The sequence below is a fragment of the Citreicoccus inhibens genome (assembly GCF_019039035.1).
Classification (GTDB): Bacteria; Myxococcota; Myxococcia; order Myxococcales; family Myxococcaceae; genus Citreicoccus; species Citreicoccus inhibens.
Map to the genome: position 1 here is coordinate 244785 of NZ_JAHNZT010000006.1, position 22998 is coordinate 267782.

Consider the following 22998-nt stretch of genomic DNA (forward strand, 5'->3'; position numbering starts at 1 on the left):
GCGTCATCCGCGCGGCGGCTCGGCCACGCGTCGCGCCGGGCCTCGCACCGCGTGGCGCGCGACCTCGTCCAAGAGCTGCTCCAGCTCCAACGGCTTCTTCAAGTAGCCGTCCACGCCGAACGAGGCCGCCTCGCGCGCGCTCACGCCCTGCCCGGTGACGACCACCACGGGGATGTCCGCCAGCTCGGCGTCCGAGAGCTGGCGCGCGCGGAACTCCCAGCCGTTCATCCGCGGCATCAGCAGGTCCAGGAGGATGACGGCCGGGCGCAGGCCGCGCGACATCAACGCCAGCGCCTCATCGCCGCTGCGCGCGAGCGCCACGCCGTAGCCCTCCAGCTCCAGCACGTCCTTGAAGGCGAGCAGGATGTCGGGGTCGTCATCCACGGCCAGCACGCAGTTCCACGACCCCATGTGCGGTGCTCCCTGAAGAGGATGCCCCACGGTGCGACCGGGTCAGAACGCACGCCATCGCCCTGGTGGCGCGCGGTGATGACGGCCCCTGAACCGCACCCCGCCCCAGGGGGTCACGCCGCCACGCATTTGTGTGCCCGAGCCCTGGCCAACCATGGCAGAAGCGTCCCGCCCCGAAGCGCGGGCGCGGAGGACGCATGTCGGAGACGAGCTACCGGACGGCACTGGTGACGGGGGCCTCGAGCGGCCTGGGTCGCGGCCTGGCGCTGTGGCTGGCGAAGCAGGGGCTGCGCGTGTTCGCCACCGGACGGCGCCTGTCGCAGTTGGACGCGCTGGCGGCCGAGGCCCGCGCGGCCGGCGCTACCGTGGAGCCGGTGGAGATGGATGTCACCGACGAGGCCCGGACCCGGGCGCGCCTCCAGCAACTCGACGACGAGTGCGGCGGCCTGGACCTCATCGTGGCCAACGCCGGCGTCGGCGGCCCCACCCACGCAAAGCGCATGGAGTGGGAGCGCGTGAGCGCCATCATCGACACCAACGTCACCGGCGCCTGCGCCACGCTGTGCGCGGTGCTGCCGCGCATGGTGGAGCGCGGACGCGGGCACCTGGTGGGCATCTCCAGCCTCGCGGGCCAGCGCGGCCTGGCGGGCCACGCCGCCTACTCCGCCTCCAAGGCGTTCCTCTCCACCTTTTTGGAGAGCCTGCGGGTGGACCTGTCCGGCACGGGCGTCCACGTCACGTGCGTCTATCCCGGCTTCGTGAAGAGCGAGATGACGGCGAAGAACCGCTTCCCCATGCCCTTCCTCATGGAGACCGAGGACGCCGTGGAGCGCATGGGCCGCGCCATCTTCCGCGCCCAGTCCGAGGTCCGCTTCCCCTGGCAGCTCGCCGCGCCCATGCGGCTGGTGAAGGTGCTGCCCAATCCCCTGTTCGACGCCGCCGCGCGCCGGCTCAAGTGAGGTCCCCCATGTCGTCCCGTCCGTCCTTCGCCCAGCGCTTCGCGCTCCTCGCCGCGCAGCGCTCCCCCTTCTGTCTGGGCATCGACCCGTCTCGCGACTTGCTCGCGCGCTGGGGGCTGCCGGACACCGTGCAGGGGCTCGGCGACTTCTGCGAGCGGCTGGCGGACGCGGTGGGCCCGCGCGTGGCCGTGGTGAAGCCGCAGAGCGCCTTCTTCGAGCGCCACGGCCCCGGCGGGCTCCAGGTGCTCCAGCGGCTGCTCGTGCGCTTCAAGCAGGAGGGCGCGCTCACGCTGTTGGACGTCAAGCGCGGCGACATCGGCTCCACCATGGACGCGTACGCGGAGGCCCTCTTCGGCGCGGGCAGTCCCTATGACGTGGACGCGGCCACCTTCACCGCGTACCTGGGCCTGGGCGCGCTCGCCAAGACGGTGGAGCGCGCGCGAGCCCACGGCGCCTGCGCCTTCGTCGTCGTGCGCTCGTCCAACCCCGAGGGCGTGGGCCTCCAGTCCGCCATGGACGCCGAGGGCCGCACCGTGGCCCAGGCGCTGGCGGACGGCATCCGAGCCTTCAACACGCAGGCGGGCCCGGACGCGCTGCCCGTGGGCGCGGTGATGGGCGCCACGCTCCCGGAGAGCGACCGCGCCGTCGTCGAGCGGCTGGGCGGCGCGCTGCTGCTCACGCCCGGCATCGGCTCGCAGGGCGCGGGATTCGGAGACCTGCCCCGCCTCTTCTCCGGGCGCGAGCGGCAGGTCATCCCCACCGCCGCGCGCTCCGTGTTGGAGGCCGGGCCCGCGGCGGCCTCGCTGCGCAAGGCGTTGGAGGAGCACGTCGAGCCCTCGCGCCGCTTCCACGACGCCGGGGCCTGAGCGCGACTCCGAGCAGGGCGCCCGCTACCGGGCGCGACTCCGAGCAGGGCGCCCGCTACCGGGCGCGACTCCGAGCAAGGGCGCCCGCTACTGGGCGCCCATCATGAACTGGTCGACACCGACCTGGTTTTTGTCGGGCACCTCTTCCTTCGGCTCGGTGCCCTTCTTGAAGAACATGATCTCGGAGTTCTTCGAGCCCAGCGGCGCCACCTTGCCCGTCTTCTTGTCGATGTTGAGGCGCACCAGGTCCATGGACTGCCACGGGTAGAACTCGGACTGCGGACGGCCCTCCAGCGCGCGCTTCATGTACGCCAGCCAGATGGGCAGCGCCGCGCGACCGCCCGTCTCGTAGCGGCCCAGCGGGTGCGGGTTCAGGTCGTAGCCCACCCACGCCACCGTCACCAGGTCGCGCGTGAAGCCGGAGAACCACGCGTCGAACGAGTCGTTGGTCGTGCCCGTCTTGCCGGCCGCGGGCTTGCCCAACCGCTGCGCGGGACCGCCGGTGCCCTGGAGCACCACGCCGCGCAACAGGTGCGTGAGGATGAAGCCCGTCTCGGGGCTCATCACCTGCTCGCCGGGCTCGAAGAGGCGCGCGTAGCCCGCGGCGACGCGGTCCTGGAGCGGCGCCCACGGGTCATCGAACGCGGTGTGGTCCTCCAGCGTGCGGCCGTAGCGGTCCTCCACCTTGCGGATGAAGTACGTGGGCTTCTTGCGGCCGTAGCGGTTGAACGTGGAGTACACGTTGGCCAGGTCCCACGGGTACACGCACGAGGAGCCGAGCGCCGCGGAGAAGTCCATGTTCATGGGCGTGGTCATGCCGAGCTTCTTGGCCCACTCGGCCATGGGCTTCACGCCCACCGCCGCGAACGTCTTCACCGCGGGGATGTTCATGGAGTTCACCAGCGCGGTGCGCAAGAGCACGTCGCCCACGAACGCCTCGCTGTAGTTCTCCGGCTTCCACGACACCTTGTTGTCCGGGTCGTGCTCCACGATGGGCGAGTCCACGATGACGGTGGCCTCGGTCCAGTTCAGGGTCTCCAGCGCCGCCGAGTACACGAACGGCTTGAAGGAGCTGCCCGGCTGACGGCACGCCTGGAAGGCGCGGTTGAACTCGTTGTCGTCGAAGTCGTAACCGCCCACCATCGCGCTCAGGTACTGGCGATGCGGGTCGATGGAGACGAGCGCGCTCTGGGCCTCGGGGGTCTGCTCCAGCCGGAAGAGCTTCGCGCCCTCCTCGGGGATGTCCTCCGCGAGCTTCTTGTCCCACTGCTCCTTGTCGTCCGTGAGGTCCTTCTTCGTCACGTGCCGCACCACGATGACGTCGCCCACGCTCAGGGCCTTCTTCACCGAGGTGATCATCATCGCGGGGTAGTAGCCCTCCGGGTTCACCTTGCGCGCCCAGCGCATGCCCAGGAGCGGCAGGCGTCCCTGGTACGGGCCCACCTGCACGTCGGCGCCCTTGCCGTCGTCGTCCAACGCGGTGACGACGCCCACGTAGAGCCGGCCGTCGACCAGCTCCTCCTTGCCCATGGCCTTCCTGGCCTTCTCGATGAAGGCGCGGCGCTCGGTCTCGCCGGCCAGTTGCTGCACCGGCCCGCGGTAGCCCTGGCGCTTGTCCACGGAGAGCAGGCCGTCCATCACCGCGTCCTGCGCGGCGCGCTGGCGCTCGCTGTCCATGGTGGTGAAGACCTTGAGGCCCTCCTTCAGGAGCACCGGGTTGCCGTAGCGGTCCACCACGTCCTTGCGGACCTGCTCGGTGAAGTACGGCGCGAACTCGTGGAAGACGTCCTCCACCGGATACACCTTCACCGGCTCGGCGTTGGCGGCGTCATGCTCCGCCTTGGAGATCATCCCCTCCACCAGCATGCGGCCCAGCACGTACGAGCGGCGCCGGCGCGCGGCCTCCGGACGCAGGAAGGGCGAGTAGCGGCTGGGCGCCTGCGGCAGACCCGCGATGAGCGTCATCTCGCCCAATGTCAGGTCGCGAACATCCTTGCGGTAGTAGTTCTCCGCCGCGCTCTGCACGCCGTAGCTGTGGTGGCCGAGGAAGACGTTGTTCAGGTAGAGATAGAGGATCTCCTCCTTGGTCAGCGCCTGCTCCAGCCGGAAGGCGAGGATGGCCTCGCGAATCTTGCGCTTGGGCGTCTTGGCCGTGGCCTCCTTGTAGCCCTCGGCGGAGATGAGCACCGCCTTGGCGGTCTGCTGCGTGAGGGTGGAGCCACCCTGGACGCCGCCGGCCCGCAGGTGGAGCTTGGACATCACCGTCTTGGAGACGGCGCGCGCGGTGCCCAGCACGTCCACGCCCTGGTGGTCGAAGAAGCTGGAGTCCTCGCTGGCGATGAAGGCCTGCACGAGCCGCTTGGGGATGCGCTCGTAGGGCACCACCTTGCGGCGCTCGTTGTAGAACTCGCCGGCCAGCACCGCGTCGTCGGTGTAGACCTCGGTGACGATGGGGGGCGCGTACTCGTCCACCTTCGGGATGGCGGGCAGCCCGTCGGAGAAGATGTAGTAGGCGGTCACCACGGCGAGCGCGGCGGCGGTGGCGCCCGACAGCGCCAGCACGCACGCCAGCTTCAGCAAGCGCACCAGAAAGAAGCGCTTGGGGGGCACGCCGTCGAGGACCAGTTTCGAGCGGCTGCGGTCGTTCTTCGGGTCGGACATACGCGTTCTATCGAGTCCTGAGGCTCAAGGCTGGAGCGCGGCCCGCTTCAGCACGTCCAACAGCTCCGGGGGCATGGGCGCCTCGACGGCGACCTTCCCCCCATGTTCGGGGTGCGGAAACTCAATGCGCTCAGCGTGCAGGAACAAACGTTTGAGCCCCCAGCGCGCCCGCACGTCGCGGTTGAAGGCGAAGTCACCGTACTTCTTGTCCCCGGCCACCGGGTGGCCAATGGCCGTCAGGTGCCTTCTTATCTGATGGGTGCGCCCTGTCTCGATGGTGCAGGAAAGGAGGGCCGCCTCGCTCGACTGCCGGATGAGCGTCCAGCGGGTGAGGGCCTCCTGCATGTTCACCCCCCGACGCGCCTTGGACTCGGCGGTCTGTTGGTGCTCGGACAGGGGCAGGTCGATGACGCCCGAGTCGCGGGCCATCTTCCCCTTCACCAACGTCAGGTAGCGCTTCTTGGGGTGGCCGTGGGTGAAGATCTCGGTGAAGTGCACCATCGCCGGGCGGCGCTTGGCCACCAGGATGACGCCCGAGGTCTCCCGGTCCAGCCGGTGCGCCGGCGACGCGGCGAAGTCGTTGCGGACCGCCTTGGGGCCCAGGTAGGCGCGCACGTAGTCCACCAGCGTACCGCCGGTGATGCCGCTGCCGGTGTGGACCGCCATGCCGCTGGGCTTGTCCACGGCCATGAACCAGTCGTCCTCCGTGAGAACGACGAGTCGGTCGGGCTCCAGGGGCGGCGGCGGGGGGGGCGGACGGTCCGATTTCGGACGCTCCGCGTGGAGCAGCTGCTCCTCGCTGCCTCGGATGGTGAGGACGTCGCCTTCGGCGAGCTGTTGCTCCGGCTGGGCCCGCTTCCCATTCACCCGCACCTTCTTGGTGCGGATCATCTTGAAGAGGTGGCTGACGGGAACGTTGGGCATCCGCTTGCGCAGGTGCTTGTCCAGGCGCATCCCGGCGGTGTCGGCTTCGATTCGGTACTCGATCATTTGTGCTGGCGCCCGGACCAGACCACACGAATAATTCCCGGTCCATGCCGAAAGCCCCCAGTATCGAGAAGCTGCTCCAGAATGGCTCGGCGGAATGGAACCGGCTGCGCAAGGCCGGCCAGGTTCCGACCGATCATACCGGCGCCACGTTCACGCAGCTCTTCTCCGCCAACACGGACTTGTCGGGCCTTGGCCTGATTGGTTCGGAATGGGAGCGGTGCGACCTGTCGAAGGTGAACTTCCGCGACTCGGACCTCTCCAACGCCTACTTCCATGGAGGTCGCTTGCAGGACTGCGACTTCCGCGGCGCCAACCTCGAGGGCTGTACCTTCGAGAAGTTGAAGCTGCTTCGCTGTGACTTCACGGGCGCCAAGGGCCTGGAAGACATCGAGATGGACGACGTGGACATGGACCGCGTCGTGGGCCTGGATGGCGAGGAAGCGCCGCCGCCGCCCCCACCGCCCGCCCAGGGCATCACCGCCTTCACCCGCGAGCAACGCGACAAGGTGCTCGGCACGCAGGGTGGCGCGCCGTCCATCCTGGGCAACGAGCCCCTGGGTGACGACCTGCCGCCCTTCCGTCCGCAGGACCCGCCCGGCTCGCTCTTCTTCCGAGCCCTCAAGCGGATGCCCATGCCGCCCCTGTGGGTGTTGGACGTGCCGGGACTCCGGCCGCTCCTGCCGCAGCGGCTGCCGCCCGGCAACGCGCTGGAGACGCTCTACCGCGAGGCCGTGAAGACGCGGCTGGAGAACAAGAAGCCGTCGGCGGACCCCGGCGCGGTGGACCGCGCGCAGAAGGCCCTGCGCATGGGCACCAAGGACGCCCACGTGGCGGCCATGTACCTGCGCGAAGTGGGCGTGCTGCCGCTGTTCCGCTTCGCCACCGCGAAGACGCTCAAGGACATGCTGCGCGCCTCGGTGGAGGTGGATGACCTGACGGGCGACATCGACCCGCGGACGACGGGCGCGCTCCTGGAGCTGCGGCTGCCGCACGAGGTGGTGGAGCACCTGCAAGAGGCGCGGCGCCGGCTGGCGGCCACGCAGCTGTACACCTCGCTCCTGGAGGCGGGCTTCAGCCCGGAGAACAACTGGGACGAGGCGCTCGAGTCCAGCGACGCGGCCATGGAGCTGGCGCAGCTGGCCACCGGGGAGGACCGCACCGCGCTGTTCGAGGGCTTCCAGGTCTTCGCCGCGCTGCCGGACGAGTCGCGGCTGCGGCGGCTGGCGTACCTGGCCGAGTCCGTCACCAACCTGGAGCTGGTCAGCCGGCTGCCCGAGGGCATGGAGCCCGCGTGGCTCACCGGGCCCGAGACGCGCGAGTGCCACGAGCGCGAGATGACCTACGTGCAGTCGCTCAAGGCCTCGGAGATTCCGGAGAAGGTCGCGGCGCTCGCCAAGGCCGAGCTGGGCGTGCCCGAGGGCGAGGTGCCCGAGGAGAGCGAGGGCGACCTGTTCGTCCACCTGCGCTGCGACGTGTGCGGCAAGGAGAAGCTCATCGTCCAGTCGCCCGAGGAGTGAGGCGACGCCGGGCGCCCCGCGCTCGGCGCTGAAGGGAAGCACGAGAAGGCCCGGCGCGCGTCACAGCGGCCGGGCCTTCCGCGTTTCAGCGGTGCGTGGCGGCGCTCGCCACCGAGGGCGCTCCCGCGGCGGCCATGGCCTGCCCCATCTTCGCGGCGGCGCTCGGGAAGGGGCCGCGCGCCAGCTCCTGGCCGGTGGCGCTCACCACCTGGGCCTGCGCCTGGTGGAAGCCCTTCTCCATCCCCAGCCCCTGGTGCGGCGAGCCATCCGAGTCCGCCACCATGAAGAAGGACGCGTCCAGGTCCGCGGGCGGGGACTCGCCGTGCTCGCGGAACAGCTGGCGCATCTCGTCGAGGGACTCGGCGTAGCTCTTGCGGATCTCCTTGCGCGCGGTGCCTTTGAAGAGCCCGGGGATGTCTCGCAGGTCCACGTGCACCACCACCACGGGGTGCTCCTGGCGCAGGCTGTAGGCGAACTGGAAGGCGTGGTCGCGCAGCACCTCGCGGGTGCCTCGATTCGCGTACAGAACGAGCGCGGGGCGCCCCTTCCCCACGGGGACGACTCGGCCAAGGACGTCCTTGCCGTCATCCGCCGCGCGGGCCGGAATGGCCGCCATCAGTCCCAGCACACAAGCGAGTCCCACGAGAGAGGTCTTCATCGGCAAGCGGTGCCTCCTAGGCATCAGGTGGACCTCCGCAACAGCACTTCTCCCAAGGTGCTGCCCGTCCTCCTTCCCCCACTCCCGCGCCAGGCCGCACGGCGAGCATGGGGCAAGGCCCCGCCTCGGGACTTCCCCACGGAGGGCGGAACCTCGGGCGCCCCGCCCTGCCCTCGGCGGGCACTCCGGCGAGCCCGGCCCGTGGGAGTTCAGCCCGGCAGCGAGTACGTCACCGGCGCGGGCAACATCACGCGCACCTCATCGCCCGCGCGCACGGGGCCCGGACGCTCCACCCACGCGACCAAACCTCGGCGTTGAAAGGCGGCCTTCACGAAGCGGCTCGCCAGTCCTGCGCGGTCCGGGTGGTGCTCGGCGATGACTTCTCCCGGGCCCGTGCAGGGCATGTTCTCGCCCTCCACCACCACCGTGGCCTCGTCGGGAAAGAAGAGCCGGGTGCCGGGCGGCAGGTGCGTCAGGCGGGGGACCCCGGACAGCTCCAGGTTCGCGCCCAGCCACTCGGCCCTCACCTGCGGAACGCCGAGCCGCGTCGCCACCTCCGCCAACTCGTCATCGGCCACGAGCGACAGCTGCCGCGTGTTGCGGATGGGCGTGCCGCGGGGGAACCAGGGCGTGCGGACATCCGCCGGTCGCGTGAGCCCCGCGTGCCGGTCTCCCTCGATGCCCTCGAAGGAGAGCCGCACCTCGGGCAGCTCTCGCGTGACGAACGTCTTCTGCTCGGTGCACAGGAGCACTCGGACGAGGCGGCCAGTGAGGTGGGGAGCGCGCATGGACGTCCCCTCTTCTACTCCGCCACGCGCCGCCGAGTCAGAGCAACGCGAGCTGCTGGGGCTTGCCCAGCGCGCGCGCGTCCAGGCCCGCGTCGCGCAGCGCCTGCGCCAGCTCGTCCGCGAAGCCGTGACAGGTGACGACCTCGCTCGCGCCCGTGGCCTTCGCATACGCCACCAGCGAGGGGAAGTCCGCGTGGTCCGAGACGGGGAACGCCACGTCCGCGCTGTAGCGCCGCGCCGCGCCGGGGTCCATGGCCCACCCCGTCAGCACCGCCGTGGCCCGAGGCCACAACGGAGCGAGCCCACCACCGCGAACCTTGTGCGGCGGGAAGAAGAGGACCTCGCCCTGCTCCACCGCGCCCTCGTAGCGACGCACGTTGCCCACGGGCATGCCCAGCTCCGCGTACAGCTCGGCCATCTCGTAGATGGAGTCGTGCGCCACCAGGCGGAAGCCTCGGCTGGCCAGGTACTTCATCGCCTCCTGGCTCTTGCCCAGCGGGTAGCCCAGCAGCACGGGCACCGCGCCCCGCTCCAAGTGCGCGCGCACCCACGACTCCACCTGCCCCAGCACCTCCGCGCGCGGCGGGAAGCGGTAGCGGGGGTGGCCGAAGGTGGACTCGATGACGAGCGTGTCGCACTCGGCCACCTCCGTCGCCTCGGCGGTGAGCGAGGGCACCACGTTCAGGTCGCCCGTGTAGACGATGCGGCGGCCGTCACTCCGGATGACGCGCAGCTGCGCGCTGCCGAGGATGTGCCCCGCGGGCAGCAGCTCCAGGACGAGCGGCCCCAGCTCGAAGGGCCGGCGGTACGGCACGGCCAGGGGCGCGCTGAGGGGGCCCAGCCGGTGCGCCATGAAGCGCAGCGTGGCCGCGGTGGCGATGGTCCGCTCGTGGCGCGCGATGTGGTCCGCGTGCCCATGGCTGACGAAGGACAGCGGCGACTTGCGCTTCGCGTCCAGGGACAGCGGCGTCCCCGTCAGGTGCAACCCGTTTCGCCTCAGCTCCACACTCATCGGAAGGGCTCGGGATATAGCGCGTCCGGGCGACGTGCGCCGCTGACGTGTGCGCGCTTGGCCGCCCGCGGCTCAGGCGACCGTGCCCTGCCGCCGCGCGCGCCACCAATCCCACGCCGCGGTGCCCACGTCCGAGGCCAACACGCCCGTGAGGATGAGGCCACCGCCCAGCACCTCGCGCGCGCCCAGCACCTCGTAGCCGAGCGCCACCGAATAGCAGGCAGCGAACACGGGCTCCATCGCGTAGATGAGCGACGCGCGCACCGCCGTGGTGCGCGCCTGTGCCCACGTCTGCACGCTGATGGCCAGCGCGCTGGCGAGCACGCCGCACACCAGCACCGCGCCCACGAAGGACGGCGTCCACGTCACCGAGCGATGCACGAACGGCAGGCACGCCGCCGACATCAGCGACACGCCCCAGAGCTGCACCGCCACCAGCCCCATCACGCCTTCCTTGGGCGCGTAGCGCTCGGTGAGGGTGATGTGGCCCGCGTATGCCACCGCGCACCCGAGCGTCAGCAGGTCGCCCCGAGAGAAGCCCGACACGCCCGAGCCCGCGTCCGGCCGCGTCAGCGCGTACATGCCCACCGCCGCCAGCGCCGCGCCCACCAGCGAGCCCACGCGCGGCACGCGGCGGAACAGCACCAGCGACAACAGCGGAACGAACAGCACGCACATCCCCGTGATGAAGGCCGAGCGAGACGGCGTCGTCTCGGTCAGCCCCACCGTCTGGAGCGCGAAGCCCGCGAACAACAGCGTGGCGAGCTGCGCGCCGTGGCGCAGGTTGCGAGGCCGCAGCACCTCGCGGCCCGACAGCGCGCTCAACAGCAGCGCGCCCACCGCGAAGCGCAGCGCGAGGAACGAGAAGGGGTCGCTGAAGCCCAGCGCGTCCTTCACCACCACGAAGGTGACGCCCCACAGCGCGGTGATGAGCGCCAACGCGCCATCCGCCTGGAGGCGCCCCGCGCCCGAGGCGCTTTGCACGATGTTCGACGAGGAATCCAGAACCGACCGCCTGCTGCTAGGGGATGAAATAGAAGGTGACGCCGAGGATGGCGTAGACGCCGAGCAGCATCACGCCTTCGAGCCAGTTGGACTCGCCATCCAGCGCGATGAGCGTCCCGGCGCCCACGCCGATGGCCATGCCCAACACCTCCATGTGGCTGAACTCCAGCGTCAGCGGCTGGCCCAGCGGAATGGAGAGCAGCACCAGCACCGGCGCCACGAAGAGGGCGATCTGCTTCGAGGACTCGAACGCGATGTTGAACGCCAGGTCCATCTTGTTCTTCAACGACATGATGATGGCGGTGGAGTGCTCGGCCGCGTTGCCCACGATGGCGATGATGATGACGCCCACGAACGTGTGCGTGAACCCGAACGTGGCGATGGCCGGCTCGATGGCGTGCACCAGGAACTCGGCCACCACGACGACGCCGAGCGTGGCGCCGAGCAGGACCGCGGAGGCCTTCCGGGTGCCCCAGGTCGGCAGCTCCTCGGGCGTGCCGTGGTCCTCGCCCGCGTACAGGTGCGCGTGCGTGCGCAGCGCGAACAGCAGCGACAGCGCGTAGACGATGAGCAGGATGACGGAGATGGCCACCGACATCGGGAAGATGACCGGGTCGGCCGCGGGCCCGCGCACCGCGTGGAACAGGTCCGGGATGGCCATGGCGGTGAGCGCCAGGAACATGATGGCCGAGCCGGACAGGGCCGCCGTCGTATTGAACGTCTGCTTGGGGAACTTCAGCCCCCCCGCGAGGATGGCCGCGCCCAGCACCAGCAGGATGTTGCCCAGGATGGCGCCGGTGATGGACGCCTTCACCACGTCCGCGTGGCCCGAGCGCAGCGCCGCCAGCGCGATGATGAGCTCGGCGGCGTTGCCGAACGATGCGTTCATCAGGCCGCCCAGGCCGCTGCCCAGTTTGTGGGCGATGACCTCGGTGGCCTCCCCCATCAGCCGCGCCAGCGGGACGAGCGCCACCGCGCACAGGATGAACGTCCAGGTGCCCGGGAAGAGGAAGTGCGAGGCGACCGCGAGGGGGAAGAACACCACCAGCATCCCCATGAAGACGCGGTCGGTGGTGAGCCACGCGCCGCGCTCCTGCTCGGGGGCAGGGGCGCCAGACGGCGGGGGCGTCACGGAAGACAGCGGTGGGGTCGCGGAAGCGGGCGTGCTCACGAGGGCCTCGGCTCGGGATGCGGAAACGGGACGCGTGCTTTTGTCTCAGCCGGGCGGGGCAGCGCAACCCCTGGTGCGTCAGTCCTCGAACACCCGCTCGAGGACGACCAGGCGCTTGCTCCCTCCCGCCGCGTCCCATTCCTGGTTCGTGCGCTGGGTAAGCGAGGGCGGGGCCGGACGAAAGCCCAGCCCGCGAAAAGTCCGCAGCGAGGCCGTGTTGTCCTCGTCGATGTCCGCCCGGACGCGGTCCGCGCCCTGCCGCCGCGCCTCGTCCAGCAGGCAGCGCACCAGCCCGGAGGCCACCCCCATCCGCCGCGCGCGGGGCGCCACCACCAGCGAGCGCACCCACAGGCCCTCCAGGGCCAGCCCCTCCTGCCGGTAGTCGTCCACCCAGGCGAAGCCGTGCAGGCGCCCCGAGTCGTCGAAGGCGCCGACCGCCGCTCCCGCGCGCTCCTCGGGCCTCAGCCCCCATCGCTCGCGAAGCTGGCGACGCAGGAAGCTGGCGGACACCACCAGCCCTTCGCCCGCGAAGACGAGCAGCGCGTCCAGGTCCTCCTCCCGCAACAGGCGCACCGACAGCGTCCCCACGAAGAGGCGCCGCAGCGGAAGCGACCAGCCGGAGAAGAAGAAGTCGCGCACGTGCCGGTAGACTACCCGGGCTCGGGGCCGCGCCCAGATGGCGGAAAGGCCCCGGTGTGCCAGCCACAACGCGGGCCGGGAGGGCCGGGGCAACGGCAACACCACCCTCCCCCGCCGCACCGCCACCACGCGCCCGAGCGGCTCCCCCCCTGGCGGGTCCAGGTTCCCCAGCAACGACGCCGTCGTCCAAGGTTCGGTGGAGCACACCACGTGCGCGGTGAGCTGCCGCCCGCGCCGCACCAGGGCCACGTCCCCGGGCGCCAGGGACTCCATGCCGCAGCGCTGCACCCGGACCGCGTCGCCGCTGCGCAGGAGCGGGTACAGGCTCCGCCCCGCGCCGCGCACCCAGAGGCGGTGGCCATGGGGCAGCGTGTCCAGCAGGTCCAGGAGGGCGTCAGCGGCCGGAGGCTGTCGTGCCATGCGCCACCCACTCCGCGAGGAGGCCCGCCACCGCCACGTCCTTGCGGAAGGCGAGCCGGAAGCCCGGCACCTCGGCCACCACCGCGCCCACGGCGGTCAGCACCCGAGGCCCCGGCTCCAGGTCCGCCACCGCGCGGAACCGCTGGCCCAACAGCGCCGCGAGCAGCTCCGACGAGGCCACGGGCGTCAGCCGCTCGGTGGGGGCCTTCTCCAGCAAGAGCAGGGCGTGCGCGCGGGCCTCGGCGCGCGAGGCGGCCAGGTCCGGCTCGGACGAGAAGGGACTGCCCAGCACACGGCCCCCGGGCAACAGCGCCACCAGCTCATCCGACAGCAACGCCGCGCCTGCTTGGAGGCACAGCCGAGACAGGGTGGACTTGCCCGCGCCGCTCGGCCCCAGCGCCACGAGCGCCGCGTCCCCGAAGACCACGCCCGCGCCGTGGGCGCAGAAGCCGCCCTGACGCAGCACCGCGAGCTGGAACAGGGCGCGCAGGGCGAACTCGGCCGGGAAGGTGGAGAGCGGCGCGGAGGTGCGCAGCGTGTCCCGCTCCAGCGCGAAGCCACCGAGGTCGGGGCGCTCGCGTTGGAAGAGGTGCCCGCCCGGGCTCAACGCGTCGTCGCGCCGGAGCCACAGGGTGGGGCGGGACTCGGACCCCACGAGAAAGGGGCCCGCCTGACATCGCGGCCGCGCCGCGTCGAGGAGCGCGTCATCGACGTCACAGACGCACTCGCCGATGCGCAGCCGCGCCATGCCAGGTCCTCAGTTGCAGGCGGGGCGCGGATCGTAAACGGGGTCGCAGTCGAGCGGGCGGCTCACCGTGAACAGGTCCGAGACGAGCAGCTTCTCGGACCGCACCTGGGGTGGGCGGTAGGGCTTCTTCTGGGACGGCGCCTTCGGTTCCGACCTCATGGGTGCCCCCTTAATACCAGACCGTGATCTTGCCCGGCGTGTCGAACGGGTCACCCGCCGCCACGTCCACGGCGCCGTCGCCGTTGAAGTCGCCCAGCGCCAGCCCCGAGCCGAGCGACTTGATGCCCTTGAAGCGCGCCTGCGCGAAGCCGTCTCCCGCCACGGCGTCGAAGGGCATGGGCCCCGAGGCGCCGTGGTACAGCACCCACACCGACGAGCCCGCCGTGGCGGCCTCGCTCACCACCAGGTCCGGCAGCGAGTCGCCGTTGAGGTCCGCGCTCGCCAGCACGTAGCCGAAGAAGCGCGCCCCGGACACGCTGGCGTCATCCGCCACCTGGAGGCTGTAGGCCGGCTGCGCGCTGAACCCGGCCGTGGTGCCGTCCAGATAGAAGTTCACCCGGTTCACGCTCGGCTGGGACACCACGAGGTCCACCGCCGCCGTGCCTCCAAAGTTGCTGGCGCCCACCACGTCCACGCCGAAGCCGTTGGGGCCACCGCCGCCGGGAGCGCCCAGCGTCAGCGTCTGGAGCGCCTCGGTGGCGAGCAGCGTGCGGTCCGCCACGTTCGGTCCGGAGCGAGACAGCAGCAGGCTGCCCCGGAAGATGTAGACGAGGTTGAACTTGTCGTTGGGCACGGACAGGGACAGCTCAGGGTGTCCGTCGCCGTCCAGGTCGCCCACGCTCGCCTGTCCGCGCCGCCGGCCGAACAGCGTGGACGTCGCGGGCGTGATGGGGGCCTCGGTGCCCTCGATGATGCGGTCCGCCGAGTCCATGGGGATGAAGGGCACGTTGTCCGCTTCGTGTCCGGTCGCGACGGCCAGCCAGTCCGCGCGCGAGCGCCCGAAGAAGAGGAACATGCGCCCGCGCCCGCCGTTCTCGCCGTCCGCGCTGAGCAGCACCTCACCCAGGCCGTCGCCGTTGAGGTCCGGGAGGATGCGCACGGCCCAGCCCAGGTTGGTGGCGCCGACGCCCGCGTGGCCTCGGAACTCCACCGGCGTGGGGTCCACCGGCTGATTGGCCCGGCCGAAGTACAGGAACGCGCGGCCTCGGAACGCGGACCAGCGGGGCGAGCCGACCAGCACGTCCGGCCGCCGCTCGTTGGTCGCGTCGCCCACGTTGCCCACGGCCACCTCGGTGCCGAAGTACTGCTGCGCCTCGGAGGTGGGCGGCAGCAGCACCTGCGGCGCGGCGCTCGCGTTGGTCGCGTCGTAGTAGATGTACACGCCGCCCATGTCCGCGGTGCCCGACGAGGCGTTTCGGAAGTTGCCCGCCACCAGGTCATCCCGGCCATCGCCGTTGAGGTCGCCGCTGGCGAGCGCCGAGCCGAAGATGCCCAGCGTCGCGGTGGGGTTGGTCAACGTCGTCGCGTGCGAGTTGACCAGCGCGGGGATGGTGCGCGGCTCGGAGAGGTTGCCCACCTCGTCGCGCGCGCGGACCTCGATGAAGTACGTGGCCAGCGGCGGCAGCGTGAGCCGCCGCGAGGTGTCGCTCGCGGGCAGCAGGCCGCCGGTCTCCTGCCGGACCTTGTTGCTGTACCACGTCGTCTCGTTCGGGATGCCGCCCGGCAGCTGCGTCTCGGTCGTCCACCGCAAGTCATAGCCGGCGGGCATGCCGGACACGCCGTCGTCGCCGCTGGCCGTCCACGCCACGTCCACCTGGGCCTTGCGCTCCGCGCCGCTGACGAGCGTGCGCGTCACCGAGACCTGCGCCGGGGGCACCACGTCCACCACCGCGGTCACCGTGCGCACCGCCGTGTTGCCGGCGCGGTCCCTCACACGAAGCTCCAGCGAGCCACTGGTGTCATGCGGCAGCACCAGGCGCACCGTCTGCGGCTGCCCGTCCTGCGCCACGCTCGCCGAGGTGGAGACCGGCTGGCCCCGGTAGAAGAACTGGAACGCGCCGCCCACGGCCCCGGCCACCGTCACGTCGAAGTCCGCCTCGGCGTCGCCGCCCGGCGAGACGTCCTTCACGTAGCCCGCCTCGGGCGTGGGGAAGAGGTGCGCGTTGGACGCGGCCACGAAGGTGAGCTGGGTCGCGGGCGGAGACACCGTCGAGATGGTCGGCGGCGTGATGTCCACCGTGTAGTCGACGAAGTCGGAGGTGTGGTTGTTGTTGGCATCCACCATCTCCACGCTCAGGCGCCCTTGCTCGCCGTCCGCCAGCGTCACGGGGAAGGCGAAGTCGCCGGAGCTGGCGTTCGCGAGCGTGGTGCCCACCGCGACCGCCGGCGTGCCCTTGAGCAGCGACACGGTGCGGCCCGCGCAGCGCGTGGTGTGGCCGCGCACGGTGAACTGGAGCCCGGGCGTGCCCGGAGCCTCGTCGTCCGCTTGGATGAAGTCGCGCACGGCGTCCGCTGGTGAGGTGAGCGCCACGTCACAGCCCACCAGGTGGACATCCACCCCGGCGGCGCTGGCGGCGCCGCGGTTGCCCGCGGGGTCATCCACCTCCACCGTCACGTCCTGCCGTCCATCCGGGAAGTTGAGCGTCCCCAGGGCCACGCCCTGGGACACCGTCAGCGCGCCCACCTGGACGCGCGTGCCGCTCCCCTCGGGCGTCGAGTAGACGCGCGCGGTCAGCCCGTCTCCGCCCTGCACTGCCACGCGCACGGGGACGAGCGCCGAGTCGGACTGCTGGCCCGGAGTGGGGCTCTCCAGCGAGAGCACCGGCGCCTCCAGGTCCACCGTCACGGTGCGCGTCACCGCCGCGCTGGGGTTGCCCGCGGTGTCGCGAGCCGTGACAGTCAGCGTGTACGTCTGCGTGCCCGACGCCGGCACGGTGAAGTCATGCGTCACCGCGCGGCCCGAGGGCGTGAGCGACACCGGCGTGAGTCCTGGCTCCAGCGTGAAGAGGACGCCGTCCGCGCCCACGTCCGCGCTGGTCAACATGCTGACGCGGAGCTGGTAGCCCGAGGCCGTTGGATCCGCGTCCTGCGCGGGCCCCAGCGTGGCGCCCACCGCGGGCGCGCTGACGTTGACCGTGGGCGGCACGCGGTCCACGCGGAAGTCCGTCAGCGCCGCCGCGTTGAGCGGATCCAACGGGTTGGGCGGGTTGGCCGGCACCGTGCGGTTCACGTTGCCCACCGTGTCCGTGAGCACCACCACGAGCGACGCATCCGCCTCGGAGAGCGAGGCCAGCGCCGTGAGGGTGACGTCCGTCCGCGAGCCCGTGGAGGCCGCCTGTCCCAGGAGCGCGAGCGACCGCGCGTCACGCACCTGCACGGGCCGCCCATGCTCCAGCCCCGTGGTGGACACGCGCACCACCGGCGCGCCGCTGGGAGACTCAGCCAGGTTCAGGATGCGGTCGCCGTTGGCGTCCCCGACGAACTCGAGCGCCGTCACCTCCGGACGCGAGCCGTCCACGCGCAGCGTCACCGGCGCGGACTCGGCCGTGCGGCCCGCGTCATCCAGCACCACCTTCAGCGAGTACTGACCATCCGGGTACGAGAAGCGTGTGGTGTCCGGCGGCAGCGACGACGCCAGGGTGAACCAGCCGCTGCCATCACGGCACGGCGTGCGGTCCACGGTGAGCGCGATGTCCGTGCACACGTCCACCACGGCCGACGACGACGCGCCGTTGAGCGTGAAGGACAATGGGCGCTGGATGCCCGGCGTGGCGGGATCCTGGTCCTCGTTCAGCGAGTACTGCGTGGAGGCCCCCGGCGCGGTGAGCGCGATGGCCTCGGGCGTGGTGTCCAGCGTGTAGAGCGCGCTGGCGCAGGCCCCGGCGCCCGCGGTGTTGGTGAGCACCGCGCGCAACACGTTGACGCCCTCGCGCAGCGTCACGGCCGTGAACGTCTTCTTCACCTCCGCGGAGGCCACGTCCATCGAGCCCACCTCCGTGGTGTCGCGGTACAGCTTCAGCACGCCCGAGACGCCCTCGCCGAACGCGAGCGTCATGGGCACCGACAGCCCACCCGTCACCGCCGTGCCGTCCGCGGGGCCCAGCGTCCGATTCGGATCCGGCGCCGAGAACGACAGCGAGGACTGCGCGAAGGCGGACGCCACCGCCACCGTCTGCGTGGCTGAGTTGCCCGCGGGGTCCACCGCGCGCACCGTCAGGGTGCACGTCCCCGTCGCCGGGATGGAGATGCCGCGCAGCGTGGCCACTCCCGCGCCGTTGGCGACCGCGGACGCGGTGCCCGTCAGGCCACAGCCATCCACGAACACCTGCGCATCCGCGTCCGTCGTCACGTCCAGCACCACCTGCATGCCGGGCAGCACGGACGTGTCGACGAAGTCCGCCCCGATGCGGCCGTCCACCGCGTCACGCACGGTGGCCGTCAGCGCGGGCTTCGCCGTGTCGCGCCGCGAGACGATGCGCTGGCTGCGCCCGCCGCCCGCGCACGAGGCCACCAAACTCCAGGCCCCATCCTGGGTCAGCGGCGCGGTGAGCGTCGCGGCGCCACCCGAGGCCGTGGCGGACACGCTGGTGGCCGTGCCGTCCGGCGCCACCTGCGCCAGCGTCACCGCGCCGTTGGGCGCATCCACGCGGACCGCCACCGAGTTGCCCGTGACGAACTCGCGCGCGGCCGGCTCCACGATGCGGCAGGTGGAGCGCCCCATCTGCACGGACACCGTCGTGGGCTGCGAGCAGGTCTGCAGGCCCGCTGAATTGCGCACACACGCCTTCACGGTGTTGGCGCCCTCGGCCAGGTCCAACTGGAACGCCGCCACCCGGTCCGCGCCGCTCGCCACCGTCGCCACGCGCAGCGGCTGCCCCAGCCGGCTCGTCACCGTGGTCCACAGCTCCACGTCCGTGCCCACCGGCAGCCCGTTCACCTTCACGCTCGCCGGCGCCTGCACACCGTCCGCGGCGTCGCCGTTGGCATCGCTCGTCACCACCGCGGGCACGTCCAACGTGAGCACCGGCACCGCGCTCGCGACCACCACCTGAAGGGGCTGCTCGGTGACGTTGCCGCCCGAGTCCGTCAACCGCAGCCGGAAGTCGAAGGTGCCATCCCCCGGCACGGTGACGGCGGTGAACGTCACGGCGCCGGCGCGCACCTGCGTCTGCACCGCGTCCGCGCCCTCGCGCGACAACACCGCCGTGCTGCCATCCTCCACCGAGCGCACCACCGCCACCACGTCGAAGGTGGGGCTGGCCACCGGAGCCACCGGCGAGGCCACCACCAGCCGGGGCGCCTCGGTGTCCAGCGTGAAGCCGCGCGGCGCGGACGTCACGTCGCCCGTGGCCCGCTTGAGCACCGCGGTGCAGCGCGCGAGCTGCGCCTCCCGCACGGGCTCGGTGAGCGTGGCCACCACGGTGGCGCTGCCGTCCTGGCCCAGCGTGAAGGGCACGGGCGCAAGTCCGCACACGCCCGCGCACGAGAGGAGGCCGCTGGCGCCGCGCAGCGCGGTGCCCTTCAGCCCGAAGCGAACCTGATAGCCCGGCGTGGCGGGGTCGGCGTCATCCACCTCGCGCAGCACCTGCCCCTCGGCGGGCGAGGTGAGGTCCACGCTGGGCACCTCGGTGCCCACCGCCACGGAGACCGTCTGCGTGGCCGTTCGCCGCGAGCCCGACTCCTCCACCGTCACGCGCAGCACGCTGGTGCGCAGCGGCAGCGTGACCGACGCGAAGCGCACCTTGGCGCCTTCGATGCGCGCGGCCGGTCCCGCGGTCCAGGTCTGCTCACTGCCGGCGCGCACCTCCAGCTTCGCGCTCGCGAGCGTCACCTCGCGGCCCGCCGTGTCGCGGCCCACCGCCACCACGTCCTGCTGGAAGCCATCCGTGCCGGGGTCCGCATCCTCGTCGAGCGCCAGCCGCTGCCCGTCCGTGGGGGACTCGAAGGCCACCGCGAGCTGTGACTCGACGGGCGGCTCGCCGCCGCAGGAACACCCGGAGATCCACACCGCGGCCATCGCCGCCAGCAAGCCAGTCCAAGTCGCTCGATGCATGCCCGTCACTCCTTGCGTCGAAGTGGGGACCCGGTTCCCCTCGCCGCGAGCACCAACACCTGCCGCTCCACCAGGAGCGCCACGAAGCGCGCCGTGTCCTGACGACATAGCGCTGGATCCACGTCGAACTCCTCGCACAGCTGCCGCGAGATGTCCTCCACCGAGCGCTCGCCATCCGCCAGCTCCAGGATGCGCTCAGCGACCTCGGAGGCCCCCGCGTCATCCTCGAAGGTGTGGAGGAACGTCTCCCCCGGCCCCAGGACCGAGAGCACGCCCCGCGAGCGCACGGAGACGGCGTCGGGGTGCAGTCGGGGCACCGCGCTCAGCCAGTCGTCCATGGGGATACGGCTCGGGGCATGGGGGAGGACACCATCTTGTCTCCGGGAGTGGGAGCGCGGTGTCCCGTGCTCCCCCGGCCCTGATGGAGCACGGCGGGCATGCTACCCGGGGAGCCAGGACGCCACCAAGTGTGGGGAAGCGGCCGGATGGGCTCGGGGACCATGGCTGTCCTGGCGAGACCGTGGTTGATGGCGGCCCCGCGTTCCCTCCGGCCCGGAGCGGAGCGCGGGGGGGAGTGGCGCCATGGAGGCGATGCCGGATGGTGGACACGCGCCTGCCCCGCGGCAGGGGTGGTGGGGACGACACTGGAAGTGGGTGATGGCCGTCATCCTCCTCGGCGCGCTCGGCGCGTGCGGATGCCTGGGCGCCATCTTCTTCGGCCTGGGCCTGGGCCCGCTCAAGGACAGCGCGGGGGCCTACGCGGAGGCGGTGGCCATCGCGCGAGACAACCCCCTCGTTCAGCAAGAGCTGGGGGCGCCCATCCACCCGAGCTTTCCTCGCCACGCCTCCACGAGCACCCTCAATGGACACACGCGCACGGCCTTCACGCTGCCGCTCGACGGCGCGCGCGCCAACGGGACGCTGCACGTGAAGGCCGACGAACAGGCTGGCCAGTGGGTCTTCCTCCAGCTCTACGTGGAGCTGGAGGACGGCCGCATCCTCGACCTGCGCCCGGACCAGGACGCCACTCCCGACACGGAGCCGGCGCCACTCCCGGGCCGCGGGCGCGACATCGAGCTGTAGCCCCAGAACGACACAGGGGCGGCGCGGAAGTGCCTCTCCGCGACCGCCCCCGTCATGCGGCGTCACCCCAAGCGGCGCGCGCGACTACTTGAGGCCGTGGATGGCCTGGCGCAGCGCGGGGAGCACCTTGAAGAGGTCCTCCACCAGCCCGTAGTCCGCCACCTGGAAGATGGGGGCCTCCGGGTCCTTGTTGATGGCCACGATGGTCTTCGAGCTCTTCATGCCCGCCAGATGCTGGATGGCGCCGCTGATGCCCGCCGCGATGTACAGCTGCGGAGCGACGACCTTGCCCGTCTGGCCGACCTGCAAGTCGTTGGGAACCCAGCCGGCGTCGCACACCGCGCGCGAGGCACCGACGGCGGCGCCGAGTTCATCGGCCAGCGCCTCGATCTCCTTGAAGTCACCCTTGGTGCCGCGACCACCGGACACCACCACGCGCGCCTCGGTCAGCTCGGGGCGGGCGCTCTTCACTTCCTTGAAGTCGACGAACTTCGTCTTGGAGGCCTCGACCTTCGCGGCGAAGGTCTTCACCTCGGCGGCGCCCTGGCCCGTCGCGGCGGCAGGGAACTCCGTGGCGCGCACGGTGAACACCTTCACCGGCGTGGTGAGCTTCACCTCGGCGAAGACGTTGCCGGCCCACATGGGGCGCGTGAACGTGACGTCCGCGCCCGAGCCGTTGATGGCCATGACGTCGGTGGCCATGGCGGCCTTGAGGCGAGCGGCCACGCGCGGCATCAGGTCCTTGCCCTGCGCCGTGGAGGCCATGCCCACGTAGTCCGCCTTCAGCTCCTGCGCGAGCGCCGCGATGGCGGGCGCGTAGGTCTCGGCGAGGTAGTGCTCGAACTCGGGGGCGGCGGCGGTGTGGACCGCCTTGGCGCCGGTGCCCTTGAGCTCCTCGGCCAGCTTCGCGGGGTCCTTGGCGAGCAGCACCAGGTGCAGCTCCGCGCCGGCCTTGTCGGCCAGGGCCTTGCCCGCGGAGATGGCGTTGAGGGAGGCCTTGCGCAGGTTCCCGTCCGGCTGCTGCTCGGCGACGATGAGAACGATTGGCATCTGTCTGACTCCAGTCTCTCGAAAGGGTGCGTGACGAAGGGAGCGCTCGCGCGACTCAGACGACCTTCGCCTCGTTGTGAAGCTTCTCCACCAGCGTGGCCACGTCCGGCACCTTGATGCCCGCCTTGCGCGCGGGAGGGGCGGACATCTTCAGCACCTGGATGCGCGGCGTGACGTCCACGCCCAGCTTCTCCGGCGTCAGCTCCTCGATGGGCTTGCTCTTGGCCTTCATGATGCCCGGGAGGCTCGCGTAGCGCGGCTGGTTCAGGCGCAGGTCCGTGGTGACGACGGCCGGCAGCTGCACCTCCAGCGTGGCCAACCCGTTGTCGACCTCGCGCACCACGCGCACGGCCTTGCCGTCCGCGGTCAGCGCCACCGCAGGCACCTTGTTCTTCTCCGCCTCGCTCTCCAGCGACTCGACCTTGGAGGCGAACGTGGCCTGGCCCCAGCCCAGGAACTCGGCCAGGTACTGGCCCACCTGGTTCTGGTCATCGTCGATGGACTGCTTGCCCAGCACGACGAGGTCCGGCTTCTCCTTCTCCACCACCTTCTGGAGCAGCGCCGCGATGCCGAGCTGATCCAACGCGCCCGCGTGGTTCACCCACACCGCCCGGGTGGCGCCCATGGCCAGCGCGTGCCGCAGCTGCTCCTGCACGTCCTTGGTCCCGATGGAGACCACCACGACCTCGCCGCCGTGCTTCGCCGCGAGCCGGAGTCCTTCCTCGACCCCGATTTCGTCGAAGGGGTTGATCTTGTACTTCAACCCCTCCTGGACGATGCCCGACCCGTCCGGCTTGACCTTGATCTTCGACTCGGGATCTTCCACGCGCTTGGCGGTGACGAGAATCTTCACGGCGTTGCTTCTCCTTGCGAGGAGCGACTGGAAAGTGCGGCGGGCCAACAACACCCTGCGCGGTGACTTGACGCACCGCGCGACCGGGCAGGATTAATAGGCATTCGCGTGACGC

The 22998-nt window shown here is 71.4% G+C and carries 19 protein-coding genes; 4 read left to right on the forward strand and 15 right to left on the reverse strand.

From position 1 onward, the window contains the following. Positions 1 to 3: 3 nt before the first annotated feature. Entirely contained in the window at positions 4 to 411 is a 408-nt protein-coding gene (locus KRR26_RS10950) for a response regulator (protein ID WP_217079780.1), read from the reverse strand. Positions 412 to 608: 197 nt separating this feature from the next. Between KRR26_RS10950 and KRR26_RS10955 the strand changes: the two genes are divergently transcribed. Beyond that, entirely contained in the window at positions 609 to 1370 is a 762-nt protein-coding gene (locus KRR26_RS10955) for an SDR family NAD(P)-dependent oxidoreductase (RefSeq protein WP_120202994.1), read from the forward strand. A gap of 8 nt (positions 1371 to 1378) precedes the next feature. Then, positions 1379 to 2236, forward strand: a complete 858-nt coding sequence (gene pyrF, locus KRR26_RS10960) for an orotidine-5'-phosphate decarboxylase (RefSeq protein ID WP_120202995.1) — start codon at positions 1379 to 1381, stop codon at positions 2234 to 2236. 87 nt (positions 2237 to 2323) lie between these two features. Here the strand turns inward: pyrF and KRR26_RS10965 are convergent, their stop codons facing one another. Then, positions 2324 to 4897 carry a penicillin-binding protein 1A gene (locus KRR26_RS10965; RefSeq protein ID WP_217079781.1) on the reverse strand — a complete coding sequence of 858 codons (2574 nt, stop codon included), beginning with the start codon at positions 4895 to 4897 and terminating at the stop codon, positions 2324 to 2326. A gap of 24 nt (positions 4898 to 4921) precedes the next feature. Next, a complete protein-coding gene (locus KRR26_RS10970) occupies positions 4922 to 5887 on the reverse strand; it encodes an RluA family pseudouridine synthase (RefSeq protein WP_120202997.1) in 966 nt (321 codons plus the stop codon). Positions 5888 to 5931: 44 nt separating this feature from the next. Between KRR26_RS10970 and KRR26_RS10975 the strand changes: the two genes are divergently transcribed. Then, a complete protein-coding gene (locus tag KRR26_RS10975) occupies positions 5932 to 7404 on the forward strand; it encodes a pentapeptide repeat-containing protein (RefSeq protein WP_199723680.1) in 1473 nt (490 codons plus the stop codon). A gap of 85 nt (positions 7405 to 7489) precedes the next feature. On the opposite strand, the gene KRR26_RS10980 is transcribed toward KRR26_RS10975, so the two are convergent. The 10 genes from KRR26_RS10980 to KRR26_RS11025 all read right to left on the reverse strand — a co-directional run bounded on the left by KRR26_RS10980 (position 7490) and on the right by KRR26_RS11025 (position 20235). Continuing rightward, entirely contained in the window at positions 7490 to 8062 is a 573-nt protein-coding gene (locus tag KRR26_RS10980; RefSeq protein ID WP_217079782.1) for a hypothetical protein, read from the reverse strand. 209 nt (positions 8063 to 8271) lie between these two features. Then, positions 8272 to 8850: an MOSC domain-containing protein gene (locus KRR26_RS10985; protein ID WP_217079783.1), complete on the reverse strand. Its 579-nt coding sequence runs from the start codon at positions 8848 to 8850 to the stop codon at positions 8272 to 8274. Positions 8851 to 8887: 37 nt separating this feature from the next. Next, positions 8888 to 9862 carry an MBL fold metallo-hydrolase gene (locus KRR26_RS10990; protein WP_217079784.1) on the reverse strand — a complete coding sequence of 325 codons (975 nt, stop codon included), beginning with the start codon at positions 9860 to 9862 and terminating at the stop codon, positions 8888 to 8890. A gap of 72 nt (positions 9863 to 9934) precedes the next feature. Then, a complete protein-coding gene (locus KRR26_RS10995; RefSeq protein ID WP_328707109.1) occupies positions 9935 to 10846 on the reverse strand; it encodes a DMT family transporter in 912 nt (303 codons plus the stop codon). A gap of 37 nt (positions 10847 to 10883) precedes the next feature. Then, the gene (gene cax, locus KRR26_RS11000; protein WP_199723681.1) at positions 10884 to 12038 is read right to left on the reverse strand and encodes a calcium/proton exchanger; all 1155 of its coding nucleotides are present in this window, start codon (positions 12036 to 12038) and stop codon (positions 10884 to 10886) included. Positions 12039 to 12116: 78 nt separating this feature from the next. Continuing rightward, entirely contained in the window at positions 12117 to 13097 is a 981-nt protein-coding gene (locus KRR26_RS11005; protein WP_217079785.1) for a GNAT family N-acetyltransferase, read from the reverse strand. Beyond that, positions 13072 to 13845 (reverse strand): phosphoenolpyruvate carboxykinase (ATP), encoded by a 774-nt coding sequence (locus KRR26_RS11010; protein WP_120203003.1) that lies wholly within the window; start codon positions 13843 to 13845, stop codon positions 13072 to 13074. Before KRR26_RS11010 ends, KRR26_RS11005 begins: the two co-directional genes overlap by 26 nt. A gap of 9 nt (positions 13846 to 13854) precedes the next feature. Continuing rightward, positions 13855 to 14004, reverse strand: a complete 150-nt coding sequence (locus KRR26_RS11015) for a hypothetical protein (protein WP_158611397.1) — start codon at positions 14002 to 14004, stop codon at positions 13855 to 13857. A gap of 10 nt (positions 14005 to 14014) precedes the next feature. Next, on the reverse strand, positions 14015 to 19897 hold the full coding sequence (locus tag KRR26_RS11020; RefSeq protein ID WP_217079786.1) for an integrin alpha: 5883 nt from the start codon (positions 19895 to 19897) through the stop codon (positions 14015 to 14017). Positions 19898 to 19902: 5 nt separating this feature from the next. Further along, positions 19903 to 20235 (reverse strand): PqqD family protein, encoded by a 333-nt coding sequence (locus KRR26_RS11025; RefSeq protein WP_120203005.1) that lies wholly within the window; start codon positions 20233 to 20235, stop codon positions 19903 to 19905. A gap of 319 nt (positions 20236 to 20554) precedes the next feature. Between KRR26_RS11025 and KRR26_RS11030 the strand changes: the two genes are divergently transcribed. Beyond that, the gene (locus KRR26_RS11030) at positions 20555 to 20980 is read left to right on the forward strand and encodes a cytochrome c oxidase assembly factor Coa1 family protein (protein ID WP_217079787.1); all 426 of its coding nucleotides are present in this window, start codon (positions 20555 to 20557) and stop codon (positions 20978 to 20980) included. 84 nt (positions 20981 to 21064) lie between these two features. Here the strand turns inward: KRR26_RS11030 and KRR26_RS11035 are convergent, their stop codons facing one another. Both KRR26_RS11035 and KRR26_RS11040 read right to left on the reverse strand, forming a co-directional pair. Beyond that, positions 21065 to 22030, reverse strand: a complete 966-nt coding sequence (locus tag KRR26_RS11035; RefSeq protein ID WP_120203007.1) for an electron transfer flavoprotein subunit alpha/FixB family protein — start codon at positions 22028 to 22030, stop codon at positions 21065 to 21067. A 55-nt stretch (positions 22031 to 22085) separates the two neighbouring features. Beyond that, the gene (locus KRR26_RS11040) at positions 22086 to 22883 is read right to left on the reverse strand and encodes an electron transfer flavoprotein subunit beta/FixA family protein (protein WP_120203008.1); all 798 of its coding nucleotides are present in this window, start codon (positions 22881 to 22883) and stop codon (positions 22086 to 22088) included. Between the last annotated feature and the right edge of the window lie 115 nt (positions 22884 to 22998).

Bases quoted from the DNA above. Each gene is read 5' to 3' on its own strand.
- KRR26_RS10955 (WP_120202994.1), top strand. From the start codon at position 609: ATGTCGGAGACGAGCTACCGGACGGCACTGGTGACGGGGGCCTCGAGC.
- KRR26_RS11010 (WP_120203003.1), bottom strand. From the start codon at position 13,845: ATGGCGCGGCTGCGCATCGGCGAGTGCGTCTGTGACGTCGATGACGCG.
- KRR26_RS10975 (WP_199723680.1), top strand. From the start codon at position 5,932: ATGCCGAAAGCCCCCAGTATCGAGAAGCTGCTCCAGAATGGCTCGGCG.
- KRR26_RS11035 (WP_120203007.1), bottom strand. From the start codon at position 22,030: ATGCCAATCGTTCTCATCGTCGCCGAGCAGCAGCCGGACGGGAACCTG.
- KRR26_RS10965 (WP_217079781.1), bottom strand. From the start codon at position 4,897: ATGTCCGACCCGAAGAACGACCGCAGCCGCTCGAAACTGGTCCTCGAC.
- KRR26_RS10985 (WP_217079783.1), bottom strand. From the start codon at position 8,850: ATGCGCGCTCCCCACCTCACTGGCCGCCTCGTCCGAGTGCTCCTGTGC.
- KRR26_RS10970 (WP_120202997.1), bottom strand. From the start codon at position 5,887: ATGATCGAGTACCGAATCGAAGCCGACACCGCCGGGATGCGCCTGGAC.
- KRR26_RS11020 (WP_217079786.1), bottom strand. From the start codon at position 19,897: ATGCATCGAGCGACTTGGACTGGCTTGCTGGCGGCGATGGCCGCGGTG.
- KRR26_RS10980 (WP_217079782.1), bottom strand. From the start codon at position 8,062: ATGAAGACCTCTCTCGTGGGACTCGCTTGTGTGCTGGGACTGATGGCG.
- KRR26_RS11025 (WP_120203005.1), bottom strand. From the start codon at position 20,235: ATGGACGACTGGCTGAGCGCGGTGCCCCGACTGCACCCCGACGCCGTC.
- KRR26_RS10950 (WP_217079780.1), bottom strand. From the start codon at position 411: ATGGGGTCGTGGAACTGCGTGCTGGCCGTGGATGACGACCCCGACATC.
- KRR26_RS11015 (WP_158611397.1), bottom strand. From the start codon at position 14,004: ATGAGGTCGGAACCGAAGGCGCCGTCCCAGAAGAAGCCCTACCGCCCA.
- KRR26_RS11005 (WP_217079785.1), bottom strand. From the start codon at position 13,097: ATGGCACGACAGCCTCCGGCCGCTGACGCCCTCCTGGACCTGCTGGAC.
- pyrF (WP_120202995.1), top strand. From the start codon at position 1,379: ATGTCGTCCCGTCCGTCCTTCGCCCAGCGCTTCGCGCTCCTCGCCGCG.
- KRR26_RS10990 (WP_217079784.1), bottom strand. From the start codon at position 9,862: ATGAGTGTGGAGCTGAGGCGAAACGGGTTGCACCTGACGGGGACGCCG.
- KRR26_RS11030 (WP_217079787.1), top strand. From the start codon at position 20,555: ATGGCCGTCATCCTCCTCGGCGCGCTCGGCGCGTGCGGATGCCTGGGC.